This is a genomic window from Vibrio sp. V38_P2S17PM301, from assembly GCF_009904845.1.
Classification (GTDB): domain Bacteria; phylum Pseudomonadota; class Gammaproteobacteria; order Enterobacterales; family Vibrionaceae; genus Vibrio; species Vibrio proteolyticus.
Map to the genome: position 1 here is coordinate 1 of NZ_WXWO01000057.1, position 16,176 is coordinate 16,176.

17 protein-coding genes and 1 other RNA gene are annotated in these 16,176 nt (G+C 51.6%); 6 read left to right on the plus strand and 12 right to left on the minus strand.

Annotation, left to right across the window (positions count from 1 at the left end):
* A partial coding sequence (locus CAG64_RS13050; protein WP_161489321.1) for an EAL domain-containing protein occupies positions 1-481 on the plus strand: 481 nt, incomplete at its 5' end.
* A gap of 373 nt (positions 482-854) precedes the next feature.
* Here CAG64_RS13050 and ffs read toward each other — a convergent pair.
* Positions 855-951: signal recognition particle sRNA small type (gene ffs / locus CAG64_RS13055), an RNA gene on the minus strand.
* Positions 952-1,107: 156 nt separating this feature from the next.
* Positions 1,108-1,845, minus strand: a complete 738-nt coding sequence (locus CAG64_RS13060; protein WP_161488871.1) for a hypothetical protein — start codon at positions 1,843-1,845, stop codon at positions 1,108-1,110.
* Between the two features lie 51 nt (positions 1,846-1,896).
* Between CAG64_RS13060 and CAG64_RS13065 the strand changes: the two genes are divergently transcribed.
* Complete coding sequence (locus CAG64_RS13065) at positions 1,897-2,199, plus strand: DNA base-flipping protein (protein ID WP_161488872.1); 303 nt, start codon at positions 1,897-1,899, stop codon at positions 2,197-2,199.
* Between the two features lie 30 nt (positions 2,200-2,229).
* Here CAG64_RS13065 and CAG64_RS13070 read toward each other — a convergent pair whose 3' ends face one another.
* On the minus strand, positions 2,230-2,658 hold the full coding sequence (locus CAG64_RS13070) for a YbaY family lipoprotein (protein ID WP_161488873.1): 429 nt from the start codon (positions 2,656-2,658) through the stop codon (positions 2,230-2,232).
* A gap of 139 nt (positions 2,659-2,797) precedes the next feature.
* On the opposite strand from CAG64_RS13070, the gene tesB reads away from it, so the two are divergent.
* Positions 2,798-3,661 carry an acyl-CoA thioesterase II gene (tesB, locus tag CAG64_RS13075; RefSeq protein WP_021704198.1) on the plus strand — a complete coding sequence of 288 codons (864 nt, stop codon included), beginning with the start codon at positions 2,798-2,800 and terminating at the stop codon, positions 3,659-3,661.
* A 34-nt stretch (positions 3,662-3,695) separates the two neighbouring features.
* Here tesB and CAG64_RS13080 read toward each other — a convergent pair whose 3' ends face one another.
* A complete protein-coding gene (locus CAG64_RS13080; RefSeq protein ID WP_021704199.1) occupies positions 3,696-4,163 on the minus strand; it encodes an Lrp/AsnC family transcriptional regulator in 468 nt (155 codons plus the stop codon).
* 126 nt (positions 4,164-4,289) lie between these two features.
* Here CAG64_RS13080 and CAG64_RS13085 point away from each other — a divergent pair, with 126 nt between their 5' ends.
* The 3 genes from CAG64_RS13085 (at position 4,290) to CAG64_RS13095 (ending at position 8,075) form a co-directional block, all read left to right on the plus strand.
* Complete coding sequence (locus CAG64_RS13085; protein ID WP_161453783.1) at positions 4,290-5,357, plus strand: PLP-dependent cysteine synthase family protein; 1,068 nt, start codon at positions 4,290-4,292, stop codon at positions 5,355-5,357.
* 259 nt (positions 5,358-5,616) lie between these two features.
* The gene (locus CAG64_RS13090; protein WP_021704201.1) at positions 5,617-6,207 is read left to right on the plus strand and encodes a LemA family protein; all 591 of its coding nucleotides are present in this window, start codon (positions 5,617-5,619) and stop codon (positions 6,205-6,207) included.
* Complete coding sequence (locus CAG64_RS13095; RefSeq protein WP_161488874.1) at positions 6,207-8,075, plus strand: M48 family metallopeptidase; 1,869 nt, start codon at positions 6,207-6,209, stop codon at positions 8,073-8,075. Before CAG64_RS13090 ends, CAG64_RS13095 begins: the two co-directional genes overlap by 1 nt.
* A gap of 30 nt (positions 8,076-8,105) precedes the next feature.
* Here the strand turns inward: CAG64_RS13095 and fliJ are convergent, their stop codons facing one another.
* The 8 genes from fliJ to CAG64_RS13135 are packed head-to-tail and all read right to left on the minus strand — an operon-like array spanning position 8,106 to position 16,086.
* Positions 8,106-8,552, minus strand: a complete 447-nt coding sequence (gene fliJ / locus CAG64_RS13100; RefSeq protein ID WP_021704203.1) for a flagellar export protein FliJ — start codon at positions 8,550-8,552, stop codon at positions 8,106-8,108.
* A gap of 3 nt (positions 8,553-8,555) precedes the next feature.
* On the minus strand, positions 8,556-9,905 hold the full coding sequence (gene fliI / locus CAG64_RS13105) for a flagellar protein export ATPase FliI (RefSeq protein ID WP_021704204.1): 1,350 nt from the start codon (positions 9,903-9,905) through the stop codon (positions 8,556-8,558).
* On the minus strand, positions 9,898-10,650 hold the full coding sequence (gene fliH / locus CAG64_RS13110) for a flagellar assembly protein FliH (RefSeq protein WP_161488875.1): 753 nt from the start codon (positions 10,648-10,650) through the stop codon (positions 9,898-9,900). The genes fliI and fliH overlap by 8 nt, the downstream gene beginning before the upstream one ends.
* 3 nt (positions 10,651-10,653) lie before the next feature.
* The gene (locus tag CAG64_RS13115; protein ID WP_021704206.1) at positions 10,654-11,673 is read right to left on the minus strand and encodes a flagellar motor switch protein FliG; all 1,020 of its coding nucleotides are present in this window, start codon (positions 11,671-11,673) and stop codon (positions 10,654-10,656) included.
* The gene (fliF, locus tag CAG64_RS13120) at positions 11,636-13,384 is read right to left on the minus strand and encodes a flagellar basal-body MS-ring/collar protein FliF (RefSeq protein ID WP_161488876.1); all 1,749 of its coding nucleotides are present in this window, start codon (positions 13,382-13,384) and stop codon (positions 11,636-11,638) included. Before fliF ends, CAG64_RS13115 begins: the two co-directional genes overlap by 38 nt.
* A gap of 3 nt (positions 13,385-13,387) precedes the next feature.
* Entirely contained in the window at positions 13,388-13,744 is a 357-nt protein-coding gene (locus tag CAG64_RS13125; RefSeq protein ID WP_021704208.1) for a flagellar hook-basal body complex protein FliE, read from the minus strand.
* 15 nt (positions 13,745-13,759) lie between these two features.
* On the minus strand, positions 13,760-15,091 hold the full coding sequence (locus tag CAG64_RS13130) for a sigma-54-dependent transcriptional regulator (RefSeq protein ID WP_021704209.1): 1,332 nt from the start codon (positions 15,089-15,091) through the stop codon (positions 13,760-13,762).
* Positions 15,091-16,086 (minus strand): MotY family protein, encoded by a 996-nt coding sequence (locus CAG64_RS13135; protein WP_161488877.1) that lies wholly within the window; start codon positions 16,084-16,086, stop codon positions 15,091-15,093. Before CAG64_RS13135 ends, CAG64_RS13130 begins: the two co-directional genes overlap by 1 nt.
* Between the last annotated feature and the right edge of the window lie 90 nt (positions 16,087-16,176).

Below are 16,176 nucleotides of genomic sequence, written 5' to 3' on the forward strand. Positions count from 1 at the left end.
AAGTATGTTGTATTCAGAGTCAAAGAAAATAATTGATAATTTTTCTGATAAAGCTATTTTGGTTTGTTTTGAATTGACAGAAACAGATATTATTAAAGACTTGGAGTATGGCTCTAAACTTGTTAATAGCATTTCTGAACTTGGTATTAGTTTCGCAATAGATGACTTTGGGACAGGGAATGCTAGTTTTGACTATTTGCAGAAGATCAAATTTGACTTTATAAAGATCGACAGAAGCTTTGTATCTAAAGTAATCAGTGATGATAAAGCATCTAGAGTCGTGAAAGGAATATTAAATTTTTCTAAAGCGTTAGATTTATTGGTTATCTCAGAGGGTATAGAAACAGAAGAGCAATTAAATTTTTTGCAAAAAATCGGGGTTAACTATTATCAAGGATATTTATTTTCCAAGCCTCTTTCTGCTAAGGATTTTTCTAAGTACTTAAAATCGAAGCACGTAGAAATACACCCCAAAACATAGTTGAATAATTCAGGACTTATTGGAAAAAATATATTGTCGAGTCGTTCAGTATGATTATGCGTACAGTTTAACTGATAAATGATATCAGTCTCAGCAAGGTGAAAATTATATTGCGTTAAACAACCATTGTCTTCGAACACTTCCGAAAGACCATGTCGAAGGAGTGCCACCAAATGATGATCCGTACTATGAGAATGTAAAAGTAAATACGTCAAGTAGGTAGTAGGAGGCTAGGCTAAGCTTACGGAACAAATTATGCATCACGCATTCTACATTTACCTACATGATGACTTACCTGAATTGCAAACATAATGGGTACAGTGCTGCCTAGCAGAACCCTGCATGAGTAAGGAATAACGTCGCAGATGGGTGGAGGCCCCAGCCACATCCCGGCACACAAGTCACACGCTGCGGCTGCTTCCTTCCGGACCTGACCGAGTTCACGAGCTATTGTTGCGGGAGGACCAGGGCCTCCATAGATTTTGTATCTCAGGTTGTTCACCAGAGAGCGAGAGGGATTATCAGGTATCCGCTTGCCTATTGCAACCCATAAACCGGGAAAATCCCCGTCACTGCCGTTAAGTGCCTAGCAATTAATCGATTTGACGGATTGGACGGAATCAGAACTACACTTCTTCGTTCTCGTCCAGGCTTTTGAGGATGTAATCCGTCATCCATGCGGTGCCAAGCAGACAAATCCACACCACAAATACCGGGTTGGGCACTTCAATGTCCGGCATGACGACCAAAACCGCAAACCCGACCGTCGGTAGTATCCAGCACAGCAGCTTGCTCCACTGAAACGACGCGCGGTTGAGGCTTTCCAGCGAAGCGATAATGCCTGTTGCGCATAACGCCACCAACGCCGCGTATGGCAGATCGGCCAGCCACAATGGCAGCACCAACCCTAGCGCCCACCAGCTGTGTTGCCCGGACGGTTTCCAATAGCGAGTCGCCCACCAGGCCAGAATGACCGCGATAGTCTGGACGACCGTCACAGACGCACTGCCGCCCAGTTTTCCGGCCGATTGCGTCACCATGATCCCTACCTGGAGCGTGATCACGATCAGTGCCGTAGTCAGTATCACTCCAATACTGCTGCGTCTCGAAAACACCACCATCATCAACGGGAACAATATCCATACTGAAACCGATAAGGCGATTGGCTGATAAGGCAATGTCAGGCCATAAACTGCCATCACCGCCAGCAGCAATAACCCCGCCACCCCACCCTGTGGCAATACCCATAATACGGGAATGATCAGTGCCAACACCGGGATGTCCCCTTCACTCAAGCTGATAGCCCGAGCACAAACAACAGCCAATACCGTTGTGATCAGAAATTGAAAGGTAGAAAATACCATGCCCACTCCTTATACCTATCCGTGGTAACAATGAATTAGGACAATGTCAGTATGAATCAATTCTTGTCTCAAGTCTTTGCGGTAATTCACCAAATTCCGGCCGGAAAAGTGTCGACCTATGGGGACGTTGCTCGAATGGCGGGGTATCCGGGGTATGCCAGGCACGTTGGCAAAGCGCTCGGGAACTTGCCTGAAGGCTCTAAACTCCCCTGGTTCCGGGTCATTAATAGTAAGGGCGAGATCTCGTTGAAAGGACGGGATTTAGAACGACAAAAAGCGCATCTGGAAGCCGATGGGATCGAAGTGAGTCCGACAGGCAAAGTCAAACTCCGTAACTACAAATGGCAGCCCTGAGGCTGCCATTTTTATCAATTCACAAATTTATTACTGCCCAGCGACACTAATTAGACGCAGATCGACTTTTTGTGTGTTATTTTCATCAGTAATGACGGCATTCATCGTATCGGTGATGAAGCGTAGCTTACCGTCAATTTCGATACGAGCGCTGATGCTGTAAGTGTGGCCCGGCTTAATTTTGCTGCCGTCATACTCAATATCGAAGTTGAACGGAACCTGAGCACCGTTGGTTTCAAACTGAGTGGTTGAGATAACGTCGGCAGCGACATCCATTAGCGAAACGTCCTGTAGTGAAACCGTTACAACGGCGTTGTCTGGCAAAGCCACGCGCTCACGGTAAGCAATTGTCCCTGTAATGTTTTGCATGGCCGCTTCCTTTTCAGATTCTGATGACTGACAACCGAAAAGAACCGAACCCAATACCACTGACATGACCAACAACAGTGCCTTTTTCATAAAGCCTCGCATAAAGAATTAAAATCCCAAGGATTATAGGTGCTGTTCGGTAAAGAGTCATGGTCCGACCATGGTATTGACAAGATTTTGACTGTGTAAAGTTTTGAATACTTTGACGTTGACACTATAGGCAAGAGTTATGAGTAAACCTTTAAACGAACTGTTGAGTCTGTTGCAACTGGAAAAGCTGGAAAAAGGCCTGTTTCGCGGTCAGAGCGAGAACCTCGGCTTACCACAGGTTTACGGAGGTCAGGTGATTGGTCAGGCGCTGTCTGCCGCCCGCTACACGGTTGAGTCCGATCGTACCGTGCACTCGTTTCACAGCTATTTTCTCTATCCGGGCGATCCGGAGAAACCGATCATTTACGACGTCGAAAACCTGCGTGATGGTCGCAGTTTCAGCACTCGCCGGGTCAAGGCGATCCAAAACGGCCGGCCTATCTTCTACCTGACCGCGTCCTACCATGGTGAAGCGCCGGGTTTTGAGCACCAGATCAGCATGCCTGAGGTGCCGGGGCCCGAGAACTTTGCGTCGGAATCAGAACTGGCATCGCGCATCGCGCAGTATCTGCCTGAGAAACTGCGCCACACCTTCTGCGGTGAAAAACCGATTGAAACCCGTCCGGTGGTGGTGGTGAATCCGCTCAAACCCGAGAAGAAAGATCCCAAGCAGTATTTGTGGATCCGTGCCAACGGTGCGGTGCCGGACAATCAACTGATCCATCAATATTTGCTGGGTTACGCTTCGGACTGGGGTTTTTTAGTCACGGCATTGCACCCGCATCAGGTATCGCTGATGACACCTCATTTTCAGGTTGCCACTATTGATCACTCCATCTGGTTTCACCGTCCATTCAAAATGGACGAATGGCTGCTGTATGTGATTGAAAGCCCGACGGCGAGCAACACCCGTGGCCTGGTCCGCGGCGAGATCTACAATCGCAGCGGCGATCTGGTCGCGACAGCGGTTCAGGAAGGTGTGATGCGCTACACCAACAAATAACCACTGGCCCGCTCTCATCTGGAGAGCGGGCGCCTCAACTATGCCGGATTGGTAGTGCCGTGGTGTATTTGAGCGGTTCCATGGCAAAGGTAGACGTAACGTCTGATATCCCATCCACACTGTTGACCAGCTTTTTATAGAATTCATCAAAACATTTCATGTCTTTGACCTGAACTTTCATCATGTAATCGTACTCTCCGGCCATACGGTAGAACTCCATGACTTCAGGAAATTCCACCACCGTTTCGACAAAGCGGTGATACCACTCATGCGAGTGGTCACTGGTTTTGATCAAAACAAAAGCGGTGAAAGAGAGCTCTAGCCTTTCCGGATTCAGCAATGCAACCCGCTTTTCAATCACTCCCGATTCTTCAAGTTTTTTCAATCGCTTCCAGCAGGGGGTGGTCGTCAGGTTGACCGCTTCTGCCAAATCGTTGAGTGACAGCGTCGAGTCTTCCTGCAGCAGCGCCAGAATACGCTTGTCGGTATTATCCAGATTCATTTCTCCACCTCACCAATAAAGAGAATAATTTTCTCCAAATTCTAAAATCCATGCACAAAAAAGCAAAGCATTTCTCCATAGGAAAGGATACCTTATCATCATAATAACTCTTACGGAGAACACCCTATGTGTACCGACCACAACTGGATTAACGATGCGATTCGCAAAATTGAAGCGGATTACCAGCGCTCTGCCGACACTCACCTGATCAAGCTGGATCTACCGGTCCTGGATGGCATCGATATCTATCTGAAAGATGAAAGTACACATCCGACCGGTTCTCTGAAACACCGTCTGGCACGTTCGTTGTTTCTGTATGCGATCTGTAATGGCTGGGTTGGCCCAGACACCACCATCATTGAATCTTCGTCAGGCAGCACTGCCGTGTCTGAAGCCTATTTCGCCCGGTTGCTGGGGCTGCCGTTTATCGCCGTGATGCCTAAATGCACCGCGCGTAAGAAAATTGAACAAATTGAGTTTTATGGCGGCCAAGCTCATCTGGTTGACCGCTCGGATCAGATCTACGCAGAATCACACCGCTTGGCGCAGGAACTGGGGGGGCATTACATGGACCAGTTTACCTACGCCGAACGCGCAACCGACTGGCGCGGCAACAATAATATTGCCAACTCTATTTTCAGCCAGATGACCATGGAGCGCTACCCTATTCCTTCTTGGGTGGTGATGAGCCCGGGAACTGGCGGAACATCCGCCACCATCGGACGCTTTATCCGTTACCAGCAACACGACACCAAACTGTGTGTGGTAGACCCGGAGCATTCGGTGTTCCACGACTTTTATCGCAGTGGTAACCGTCAGTTGACTGGTGAGCGCTTTAGTAAAATCGAAGGCATCGGCCGCCCACGTGTCGAACCCAGCTTTATTCCGGGTGTGATTGATGAAATGCGTACGATTGAAGACGCTGCCAGCATTGCCACCATTCACTGGCTGGAAAACGTGCTTGGCCGTAAAGCCGGCGCCTCGACCGGAACCAATCTGTATGGTGCACTGCAACTGGCGAGTGAAATGAAACAACGCGGTGAAACCGGCTCGATTGTGACCCTCTTGTGCGACAGTGGCGAACGGTATCTGGATACCTATTATGATCAGGACTGGGTGAGAAATCACATTGGCGATTTGCAGCCCTATCTGGCCAAACTGGAAACTTTCCAAGCTACCGGCCTGTTGGACTGAAGCCCCCAGACAAAAATTTATTATGACAACGTTATGGACAATGCCCGGCTCTCGCCGGGATTTTTTCTGTCTGGCGCCGTCTCTTGTGCGCTATTGCGCAAACAGACTCAACCTCGGATAAGCCAGGCTTATCCCAGCTTATGTATTACCCTTCTCTTGATATTGCTATTTTAAACAGCACGTTATATAAGCAAAGCTAGTCATTGATGCACATAATGGCATCACTGGATATCTCTATAACCAATAAACAGGACAACTTATGACAACGTCAATCATCGTGCTGGCTGTGATTCTGTTGGTGGTGTTTTACGCCATCGGCATCTACAACAAACTGGTCACACTGCGCAACCGCTTTAAAAACAGCTTTGCCCAGATCGAAGTGCAGCTTAAACGGCGCTACGACCTGATCCCAAATCTGGTGGAAACCGCGAAAGGCTACATGAAACACGAGCAGGAAACCTTTGAACGCGTAATTCAAGCGCGTAACCAAGCTCTGAGCGGGTTAAAAGCCGCCAGCGACGCTCCGGACAGCCAATCGGCCATCAATCAGTTAGCGCAGGCGGAGGGCATGCTGCAAAATGCACTCGGCAAACTCAGTGTAGTGGTTGAGGCCTACCCTGAGCTGAAAGCCAATCAGACCATGATGCAGGTCCAGGAAGAGCTGACCAGTACAGAAAACAAAATCTCATTCGCGCGTCAGGCATTCAACGACGCGGTCACCAGTTACAACACGTACAAACAGACTTTCCCACCGGTGTTGTTCGCCGGCCTGTTTAAGTTTCAGGACGGAAAACTACTCGAGTTTGCCGATTCTGAGCAGATTCAGACAGCGCCTAAGGTGAGCTTCTGATGAATTTTGCTCAACATCAGGATCGTGCCAAAACACGAACCGGATTGCTGGTAGTGTTGTTCTTTCTCGCCTTACTGTCGATTACTGTCGTTGCCAGTCTACTGATCGTCATCGCGACGTCCTGGGACAACGGACATACCTCCCTCAATCTGAACGAGATCCTGGCCTTTGGTGCCATCAGCTTTGTCTGTGTTGCCGCGATTGTGGGCATCTCTTCCGCTTACCGCCTCCATCAGTTGTCCAAACACGGCGGACAAGCCGTTGCTGAGCAACTGGGCGGAAAACTGATTTCGACCAATACCAGCGATTTCAAACAGCGGCGACTACTGAACGTGGTGGAAGAGATGGCGCTGGCGTCGGGAATGCCGGTACCGCCAGTGTATCTGTTGGCAGAGGAGCATGGGATCAACGCCTTTGCAGCGGGCATGAGCATTGATGATGCGATTATTGGCGTGACACAAGGGGCGCTTGATACTTTTAACCGAGACGAGCTACAAGGCGTAATGGCGCACGAATTCAGCCATATTCTCAACGGCGACATGCGACTCAATACCCGGCTCATCGGCACCTTGTTTGGCATCACCTGCATGGGGTTATTGGGTCAGGCTCTGATGCGTGGCGCCATGCAGTCGCAACGCCGCGCATCACAGTTTCGCTCTTCCAATGACAAAGACAAAGGCAGCGGCGCTGGCTTGATTTTAGTGATCGCGTTGGTGCTGACCGTATTTGGCTGGCTGGGGACACAGTTCGGCTCCATGATTAAGGCGGCCATTTCACGTCAACGCGAATTTCTTGCCGATGCCAGCGCGGTGCAGTTCACGCGAAATGATCGTGGTATTGCAAACGCACTGAAGAAAATTGCCACCCACTCTCAACAGTCGCAATTGCAGGCAGAGTCAACCAAAGAAGTCAGTCACATGATGTTTGGTCAGGCGCAGCTGAGCGGTTTATCCGCCATGTTGTACGCCACGCATCCCCCGCTGCACGAACGGATTCTTCGCATTCAACCTGACTGGGACGGAGACTTTGCCGAGCACGCTCAAGTCAGGACAACAAACGATGAAGTCGCCGGAATGAGTGGCTTCAGCGCTCCCCAAAGCCATGATGCACCGCTGACCTCAGAGCAGAAGAGCCAGGTTGGGCAACGGGTTATGCAGCAATTGCCAGACGCGTTGCTCGAATTGGCACGTGAGCCTTACAGTGCACGCTTTATTCCGCTGCTGCTGATATTCGATGGCAGTGACGAACAGCGTGAGTTGATTGACCGCATGCTGCCGGAAGGCTCTCATCAGGAATACATGCCTTGGCTTGATTTTGAGCTCAAAGCCCATTTGCGTCTGCCGCTGCTGGAACTGGCGGTACCTGCGCTGAAAAGCATGAGTCCAGAGCAAATCAGCAATTTTTGTCGCGGACTGACGGAGATGGCCAAACTGGATAACCATTACGCCCTTAATGAGTGGTGTGTGATCAACCTGATGGAGAAATTGGTGTCTCCCCCAAAACACCCGGCGCCACAACGTAAGACACTGCAACAGGTAAAAGAGAGCGTGATTTGGGTACTGCGCGAGCTGAGCTGGCTCAGCCAGACCAGCGCACAGGCGTCGGCCACGGCGTATCAACGCGCGTTGCAACACCTGACGCTACCAATGACCGAGCTGGATGCCGCCAATCCGAACTGGTCGTTAACGCGTTCTGCACTGGAACAACTGGTTCAGTTACGACCGGCAGACAAACAGCGCTTTCTGGAGGCCTGCAAAATGGTGATTGAATCCGACGGGAAGGTGTCTGTCAGTGAAGGGGAACTTTTCAGGGTCATCGCCAGTTTCCTCGAAGTGGCTGTCCCGCCACTGACGATAGATGCTGAATAAAAAATAAAGGCCACATCACTGTGGCCTTATTCATATCACGCGCTTTTTCAGTCTGGCATTGATGAGATCTTCCAACTGCTTCTGCTCTTTGCAGGCCTGCTCATAACGCTGTTTGGTACGCCAGCGTTCAAGCACTTTTTCCAGCCCCATCACGCGGGCGTGTTTGTGCTCCAACTGCTTCTGGACAGAAGAACATTGCGCCTGCATGACCGCCTGCTCATGCTCATGGTGACGCAACAGCTTTTGTAACATGGTGTCGACCCGGCTGAGGTTCATCAAGGTCGCGCTATTGAGCACCGGAGTATTAAGCGCAGACTGCCCTGAATGGTTCTTCAGTTTGGCTAACTGCGCCAGTTGAAGCTGGACGTGCGCATGGCGTTGCCGCATCGATTCCAATTGCTGACCGACCTGGTCGCGACGTTTTTCTTCCACCTGCTGAAGGCGACCGACCGCTTTCAGTTTGGCACCGTCATCCATGTGTTACTCCTGTCCCTGGAACAATTGCGCCAATGCACTCAGGCTGGCCGGGAAATCGACCGCTTCATTGGCTGGCTGCTGAAGATAAGCCTTAAGGTGCGGATACATTGCCACCGCCTGATCCAGTTCAGGATCCTGGCCCGGTTGATACCCGCCCAACGGCAGCAACTCTTTGACCTGAAGGTAGTTAGAGTAGAGTTGACGAAACTGATTCGCCACTGTGCTGTGTGCCGTTTGTGTGCACGCGGCCATACAGCGACTGATCGACGCATTGATGTCAATCGCCGGATAATGCCCTTGCTCTGCGAGCTGACGCGATAACACCACGTGACCGTCGAGAATTGCCCGGGCAGAATCGACAACCGGATCATGCTGGTCGTCCCCTTCCGCCAGAACGGTGTAGATCGCCGTCAGGCTGCCGTGCGGGTTTTCGCTGTTTCCGGCACGCTCCAACAACTGTGGCAAAATGCTGAAAACCGACGGCGGATAACCGCGTGAGGCGGGCGGCTCACCCAGCGACAGAGCTATTTCGCGCTGCGCCATGGCGTAACGGGTCAATGAGTCCATAAGGAGCAAGACGTCTTTGCCCTGATCGCGAAAATACTCCCCAACACGATGGCAAAGTAATGTCGCACGCAGACGCATCAGCGGAGACTCATCGGCCGGCGCCGCAATGATCACCGCTTTTTTACGCGCTTCGGGAGTCAGATTACGCTCGATAAACTCGCGGACTTCCCGTCCCCGTTCACCAATCAAACCAACCACAATCACATCGGCTTCGGTGTTCTGTGTGATCATGCCCATCAGGACACTCTTACCAACACCACTGCCGGCCATCAGGCCAATACGCTGACCTTTGCCGACCGTCAACAGACCATTGATGGCGCGCACACCAACATTTAAAGGGGTGTCGACCGGCCGGCGCTTAAGCGGGTTGATCGGTTTGGGTTCAAGTGAAACACGATCGCCCCCCCTCAGCACCGGCCCATCGTCCAACGCATCGCCCAGACCATTGACGACCCGACCCAGCCACTGCGCACTTATCTGCACCGTGCTGTCCCCTTCCAGAGGCACCACTTTGGCGCCAGCGAACAGCCCACCCAAACGGCGAATGGGCATCAGGTACGCCACACTGTGGTCAAAGCCGACTACCTGAGCTTCAATCATGTCGCCTTCGGCGGTTTCCACCAAACAGCGCTGCTCCAGCTTGAAACGGCAACCGACCGCCTGCAGCATCAGTCCGTTGACTTTCACCAGTCGCCCGGTTACCCGGGCAACCGGAACCGAATCGAGCGAGGCAATGGCCTCGCTCAGACGTTCCGACAGGATTTCGTGCGCCCGGCTGTTACTCATGGCGACCTTCTGTCTGTGTTGGTGCTGGCGCGACCTCATCTAAGAGATGTTGCTTCACGTTATCCATACACGCTTGCAGACGTGAGTCACAGCTGGCGTCGGCTTCGGCCTCTTCCGTGACCAAGTGACAACCGCCGACCGGAAGTTCGTTGTTCGGCACCAGTTTCCAGCTCGCCGGCAAATCCGCATTGATGTGGCTGATGCGTTCCAAATCCTGAGGGTTCAGGTGTACCGTCACTTTCTCTGTTTTGCCTGGCATGGCTTCCAGCGTTTCATCCACCAGCGACAGGATTTGTTGAGGCATCAGGGTCAGTTCAGCACGAATCACCTGCTGCGCGACTTTCTGAACCAGTTCACAGATCATATGACGCTGTTGCTGCTCGCGCTCTGCCTGCCAGCGGGACAAGCTCTTAAACAGTTCACTGACTGGCTTAGTGGCTTCGACAAACATCTGTTTGCCCGACTGTTCGCCAGACACAAAGCCTTTCTGGAAGCCCTCTTTCTGGCCATCCAGCAACCCTTGCTGTTTGCCCTGATCCAATCCCTGACGGAACCCTTCTTCATGTCCTTGCTCCAGCCCTTGCTGAAACCCCTGCTCCAGCTGTTGCTGAATGTCGTGCTGGTTGTCTTGCTGCCAGCCCAACTCATCGTCAAACTCGTCTGCCACCACTGGCTGAGCCAAAGGTGGAAAACGGTGCAGCCGGTAGCCAGAAGGCGGCAGATTCAATACTTTATTGGTTGGCATGGCTTACTCCACCGTCGGCTCTTCATACAACAACAACTCAATTTCGCCGCCGTCGTCCATCGTACGAACGATCTGCATGATCTCCTGACGGGCCGATTCGACTTTACTGAGAGGCACAGCACCACGCGACTGCATGTTTTCTTCCAGTGCGCTCGCCATACGTTGCGGCATGGAGCGTTTGATCGCCTGTTGCAGCGTGATATCGGCGCCTTTCAATGCCAATGCCCACAGATCCAGCGGGACCTGTTGTACCAGCAGATCCATGGTTTCTTCGCGCTGACGACCCAATACCATAAACTCAAACATGTTCTGTTCGATTTCACTCACCACATCTTCATCATGCAGCTTGAGCATTTCCATCAGACCAGCCCGGTCGCCTTCGAAACGGTTGATGATGTCCGCCGCCTGTTTCACGCCCGATAACGGAGCGCTCTGGTTGGCGGAAACTTTCTCAATACAACGCTCGATCAGCTCACTGAGGTCTTTGGCAACCTGATGATCCACATCCTGCAAGCGCGCGATACGGAATAACAGTTCATCGTGATAGTCTTCTGGCAGGAACTTAAGCACTTCTGACGAGCTTTCCGGCGGCAGATAGGCCAGGAAAATGGCTTGCATCTGCGGGTGTTCATTAGTAATAAAACGCGCCAGTGTTTCCGATTCCACCCACTGCAAACGCTGCATATTGTTACGAATCTCATCGCCATACAGGTTGTTCAGCAAGCCTTTGGCCAAATCGTTGCCAAGCGCTTTGCGTAAAGTATTCGACAGATACTCTTTCGACGCGCCGCGAATGCCACTGTGCTGGCGGAAATCTTCAAAGAAATTCTGAATCACGTTGCGGGCGCTGTCGCTTTTAATACCGCTCAGTTTTGCCATCGCTTTGGTCACCCGCTGGGTTTCATCGCGGGAGAAATGACGCAGCACTTTAGCCGCTGCGTCCTCACCCATACCCAGCAACACCAACGCGGTTTGCTCAACGTAACTAAGCGTCTGCTTTCGAGTGAATTTTGCTGTGCTCATTGATGTTTACCCATTGTTTCAATACTTCGGCTACGCGCTCAGGCTCTTCGTTAGAGATAAGCTGCAGATGTTTAAGTTGGATTTCCAGCGGCGAGCCCGGAGGCGGCAGCATATCGCTGGTGCTGTCGAGGCCTGAAGAGAACTCAATGCCCTGTTCAGACAGACGACGGTTAAGCGCTTCTTCATGCTCGCGCTCTTCGCGTGTTTGCAGGTTCTCGTAGACCGGTTCTTCCTGCGGCGGCTCGGCAAATTCTAGCTCCTGAGTCATACGATCTGCGCCAGTCAGGTGCATGATCAACGGACGCAAAACAAAGAAAATCATCGCCAGACCCAGCATGCCACCAATCACGTAACGCAATGGTTGCTGAACGGTCGGATCCTGCCACCATGGAATGGATGGCGCTGCATCGATTTCAATCGGCGTAAAGTTAAAGCTCATCAGGCTAAAGCTGTCACCGCGGGTGGCTTCAATGCCTACCGCATCGCGCAGCATCTGCGAGATCTGCTCTTTGTCACCATCACTCCACGCGCTGCCATCCGGGGCAGCGGCTGAGTTCAGCAACACAGAAACACTGAGATTTTTCACCTGACCCTGTTGATACTGAGTACGGCGTACACTGCTACCGACAGCGTATTGACGATTGACTTCCGAACGTGCGTTGGTGTTCTGGCTGTCCTGAGTCGGCACTTCCCCGGTGACGGCCGGTTGGTTGCTCAGCGTGCCCGGAACCCCAAGAGCAATGTTATCAATCGAGTTGTTCTGGATAGTGTGCTCGTTACGTACCACCGGTGCGTTGTCGAGAATTTCCTGCGTCTCTTCAATTTGGCTGAAATCCATATCGGCCGCGACCTGGACACGGAAGTTACTCGGACCGACGATCGGCGTCAGCATGTCGGCGGCGCGCTGGATGATCTGCTTTTCAACGTTCTTCTGATATTCCAGATATTTCGCGTTCACTTTGCCCGCTTCTGCCGATCCCACATCGGCGCTCAACAGACGGCCATATTGGTCAATGACCGAGACAAACTCGGGTTTCATGCCCGTGACACTGCCCACCACCAGATTGATGATCGCCTCAACCTGACCGGTTTTCAGATCTTCACCAGGCTTAAGTTCCAGCATCACCGAGGCTGACGGATTTTCACTGTTCTGGCGCACAAACAGGGTCTGACGAGGAATCGCCAGGTGCACACGTGCGTTCGTCACAGCATTGAGTGAGATGATAGTGCGGACTAACTCACCTTCCAGACCATGACGATAACGGGCCGTCTCCATAAACTGGCTGGTGCCCAGAGAACTGTCTTCTTTCAGAGAATCCAGGCCCGTTGGCAATTGTGCTTTTACGCCTTTGGCCGCCAGCAACATGCGGATACGTGCGACTTCGCCTTCCGGCACCAGCACCTGACCGTTCTGCTCTTGCAGGCGGTAGCTGATCCCTTCGCTTTCCAGTACCGAGACAATCTCACCGGTATCAAAACGTTCCTGCTGGCTGTACAGCGGACGGAAGCTCTGAGTCGAACTCCACAGCGCGACCACGATGATTGCTGCGACAATCGCCGCCAGAACGGCCGACAACACCAGGTTGCGCTGGCTGCTCGACCAAAGCTGTTTCACTTTTGTGGTGAACTCATCCATGCCTTTCGGTGCGGACATACTGCCCGCGCCCGGATTCATAGAGGCTCCTGCTACATGAGTTGAAATGTCTGACATGATTTACACCGGCATCTTCATGATGTCTTCAATAGACGAGACCACTTTGTTGCGCACCTGCATCAAAGCATCGAACGAAAGACTGGCTTTCTGACTGGCGACCATCGCACCGACCAGATCGTCGCTGGCACCGGTTTCTACCGCCGTCATTTTCTGACTGGCGAAAGACTGATGCTGATTCACCACATCCAATACACTGGTCATCGCCTGTGAGAAAGACAGAGGTGCGTTGACCGTTTTCATATCGAGAGGATTCGCGCTGATCACAAAATCAGGCTGAACCTGGTTGGTCATCATGTCCATCTTGGCCAGCATCAGCTGCTCGGCCGATACCGCTTGGTTAATTGGTTGACTTGCCATAATACTTTTTCTCCTTTAGGCAGCCGAGCCCAGCTCCGACTGTAAATCAATACCTTGTTCGCGCATCGCCGCCAGCTTGTATCTCAGCGCGCGGGTTGATACACCAAGGGCATTCGCGGTCTGAGTCCGGTTGCCACCGAACTGACGCAGTTTGTCTAAAATGTACTGGAATTCCGCCTGCTTCTTCGCTTCGATATGACCGAACGCTTCCGAAGGCATCGCCGCAGGCGTGGACGCGGTCACTTCCACCGGCAGCATCAGATCCTGAGCTGTGATGTAATCACCATGACGCATCACCAGCGCACGTTGAATAACGTTTTCCAGTTCTCGGATATTGCCCGGCCAGTGGTACTGACTGAGCGCCGATTTGGCATCATCGGACAGGTGGCATTTGCTGCTGTCCTGATATTTGTTGATGAAGAACTGGCTGATCGGCAGGATGTCTTCCCGTCGCTCGCGCAGCGGCGGCCAGTGCAGCGGCAAAACATCAAGACGGTAATAAAGATCTTCGCGGAACGTGCCCTTTTGCACTTCCTCGCGCAGATCTTTGTTGGTCGCTGCAATCACGCGGATATCCAGTTGGATCGCTTTGTGGCTGCCGACCCGCTCCACTTCACGCTCTTGAAGCACCCGCAGCAATTTGGCCTGAACCGCTGGTGACATCTCACCGATTTCATCCAACAGAATGGTGCCGCCATTGGCCTCTTCGAATTTACCGCTCTGTGAGCCAGTCGCCCCCGTGAACGCGCCTTTTACGTGGCCAAACAGCACCGCTTCCAGCATCGACTCCGGAATCGCGGCGCAGTTAACAGCAATAAAAGGGCCTTCTGCACGAGGTGAATGCTCGTGGACATAACGAGCCAGCACTTCTTTTCCGGTACCGGACTCCCCGGTGATCAGCACACTGGCACTGGTACACGCCGCGCGATGAGCCAGTTGCAATACCTGTTTGCTACGCCAACTTTCAGCAACGATATTGGCCATTGGGCGACCCAGTGCTTCCACCCGACGCAACAAATTAAGTAACTGATTGGACTCAAACGGACGCAATAGATAATCCGTCGCACCCGCTTTCATCGTTTCAGCAGCCAGAATGCCCTGCTCCTGATCCACAATCGCAATGGCAACACCGGCGTTGCGCTGTTTCTGATGGCAAGCCACCCATTCACGTACACACATGTCCGGCAAACTGGAGCTGACCAGAGTAATGGTCGCAGAAACATCGATCAGCGCACTGCGTCCGGTACGGGCATGAGTCACACGGTAGCCCGCGTCTTCCAAGACCTGGATAACCGGCTGAGCGTAATGATCGTTAGGCTCAACCAACAAAATTTCTGTTTTCAACATCATTGAACCTTAACTGTTTCAGTGGAAGCGGCAGGCACCACACTCTCATTGTCACGAACCAGGCGCAGCGTTACCCGACGGTTTTTCGCGCGCCCCTGTTCGGTCTTATTGGTCGCCAGCGGGTAGCGGGCGCCGTGAGCACGCACTTCCAACATCTCCGGTTTCACGCCCAGCGTTTTCAGCTCTGCGGCCACAAGTTCGGCACGCTGACGAGAAATATCCAGATTAGAAACAGTTGAGCCGACGCTATCGGTGTAGCCATCGATCAGGATGCGGGTTACGCGCTTATCCGCTTTAAGGTAGCTAGTCAGTGCTTTAAGGCGACGGGTTTGCGCCGTGGATAAATTGCGCTGACCAAAGGCGAATGACAAAACCACATCCCGTGCTTCGGAATAAGACATGGCGGGCAGATTATCGCGGCAACGGGTAAAGCGACTGATGGCATCAGCAGCCTGCATCGTTGGAATAATCAGTGCCTGAGAGGCGGAAGTTTTATTTCCGCTCAGAGAAAGTTTGATCCAATGACCGGTTTGCATTGCGAGCAATAATTCATCAATGCCCTGAAGAAACCGCGCGGATTGTTTTTCATCCAGTTTTGCGCTGGACAAAGGCACGCTGGAGGAATTAACCGCCCAAGGCGGTGCCTGGTAATATAACTCACCTGAAACAAATTTCTTATTAATATTGCTCAGATCAATTTGAAAAAATAATTTATTATTGGGCAGTGCGCGGAAATAAAACTTCCCTTCCGCTACTTCCGTATGTGTCAGTTTGCATTCAAACTGGTTTCCATTATATATCCACTTCGACAAGTCCATCGGGACTTTTATGTCTTGCTCGGCATAGACAGGGAAAGAAAGGGCAAAGAGCCCTATGCAAGATAAGCCTGAATATATTAAAGCCCTCGAGTGACAGAAATATTTCTTACTTTCCTCTGACTTTTGTTTTTTATAGAAATATGCCAGCGAAAATAAATTTTTGGCATACATAATCATATTGTAATCCTAATCTGACATGGCAACCCAGCGCACAGAACCTTAGAGCAAGGCGGTTCTACAACCTTGTACTCTGGGTAAAAGTTAATA

Coding starts and splice junctions, on each gene's coding strand:
- CAG64_RS13060 (WP_161488871.1), bottom strand. CDS start 1,845: ATGGTATTTTCTACCTTTCAATTTCTGATCACAACGGTATTGGCTGTT.
- CAG64_RS13065 (WP_161488872.1), top strand. CDS start 1,897: ATGAATCAATTCTTGTCTCAAGTCTTTGCGGTAATTCACCAAATTCCG.
- CAG64_RS13070 (WP_161488873.1), bottom strand. CDS start 2,658: ATGAAAAAGGCACTGTTGTTGGTCATGTCAGTGGTATTGGGTTCGGTT.
- tesB (WP_021704198.1), top strand. CDS start 2,798: ATGAGTAAACCTTTAAACGAACTGTTGAGTCTGTTGCAACTGGAAAAG.
- CAG64_RS13080 (WP_021704199.1), bottom strand. CDS start 4,163: ATGAATCTGGATAATACCGACAAGCGTATTCTGGCGCTGCTGCAGGAA.
- CAG64_RS13085 (WP_161453783.1), top strand. CDS start 4,290: ATGTGTACCGACCACAACTGGATTAACGATGCGATTCGCAAAATTGAA.
- CAG64_RS13090 (WP_021704201.1), top strand. CDS start 5,617: ATGACAACGTCAATCATCGTGCTGGCTGTGATTCTGTTGGTGGTGTTT.
- CAG64_RS13095 (WP_161488874.1), top strand. CDS start 6,207: ATGAATTTTGCTCAACATCAGGATCGTGCCAAAACACGAACCGGATTG.
- fliJ (WP_021704203.1), bottom strand. CDS start 8,552: ATGGATGACGGTGCCAAACTGAAAGCGGTCGGTCGCCTTCAGCAGGTG.
- fliI (WP_021704204.1), bottom strand. CDS start 9,905: ATGAGTAACAGCCGGGCGCACGAAATCCTGTCGGAACGTCTGAGCGAG.
- fliH (WP_161488875.1), bottom strand. CDS start 10,650: ATGCCAACCAATAAAGTATTGAATCTGCCGCCTTCTGGCTACCGGCTG.
- CAG64_RS13115 (WP_021704206.1), bottom strand. CDS start 11,673: ATGAGCACAGCAAAATTCACTCGAAAGCAGACGCTTAGTTACGTTGAG.
- fliF (WP_161488876.1), bottom strand. CDS start 13,384: ATGTCAGACATTTCAACTCATGTAGCAGGAGCCTCTATGAATCCGGGC.
- CAG64_RS13125 (WP_021704208.1), bottom strand. CDS start 13,744: ATGGCAAGTCAACCAATTAACCAAGCGGTATCGGCCGAGCAGCTGATG.
- CAG64_RS13130 (WP_021704209.1), bottom strand. CDS start 15,091: ATGTTGAAAACAGAAATTTTGTTGGTTGAGCCTAACGATCATTACGCT.
- CAG64_RS13135 (WP_161488877.1), bottom strand. CDS start 16,086: ATGATTATGTATGCCAAAAATTTATTTTCGCTGGCATATTTCTATAAA.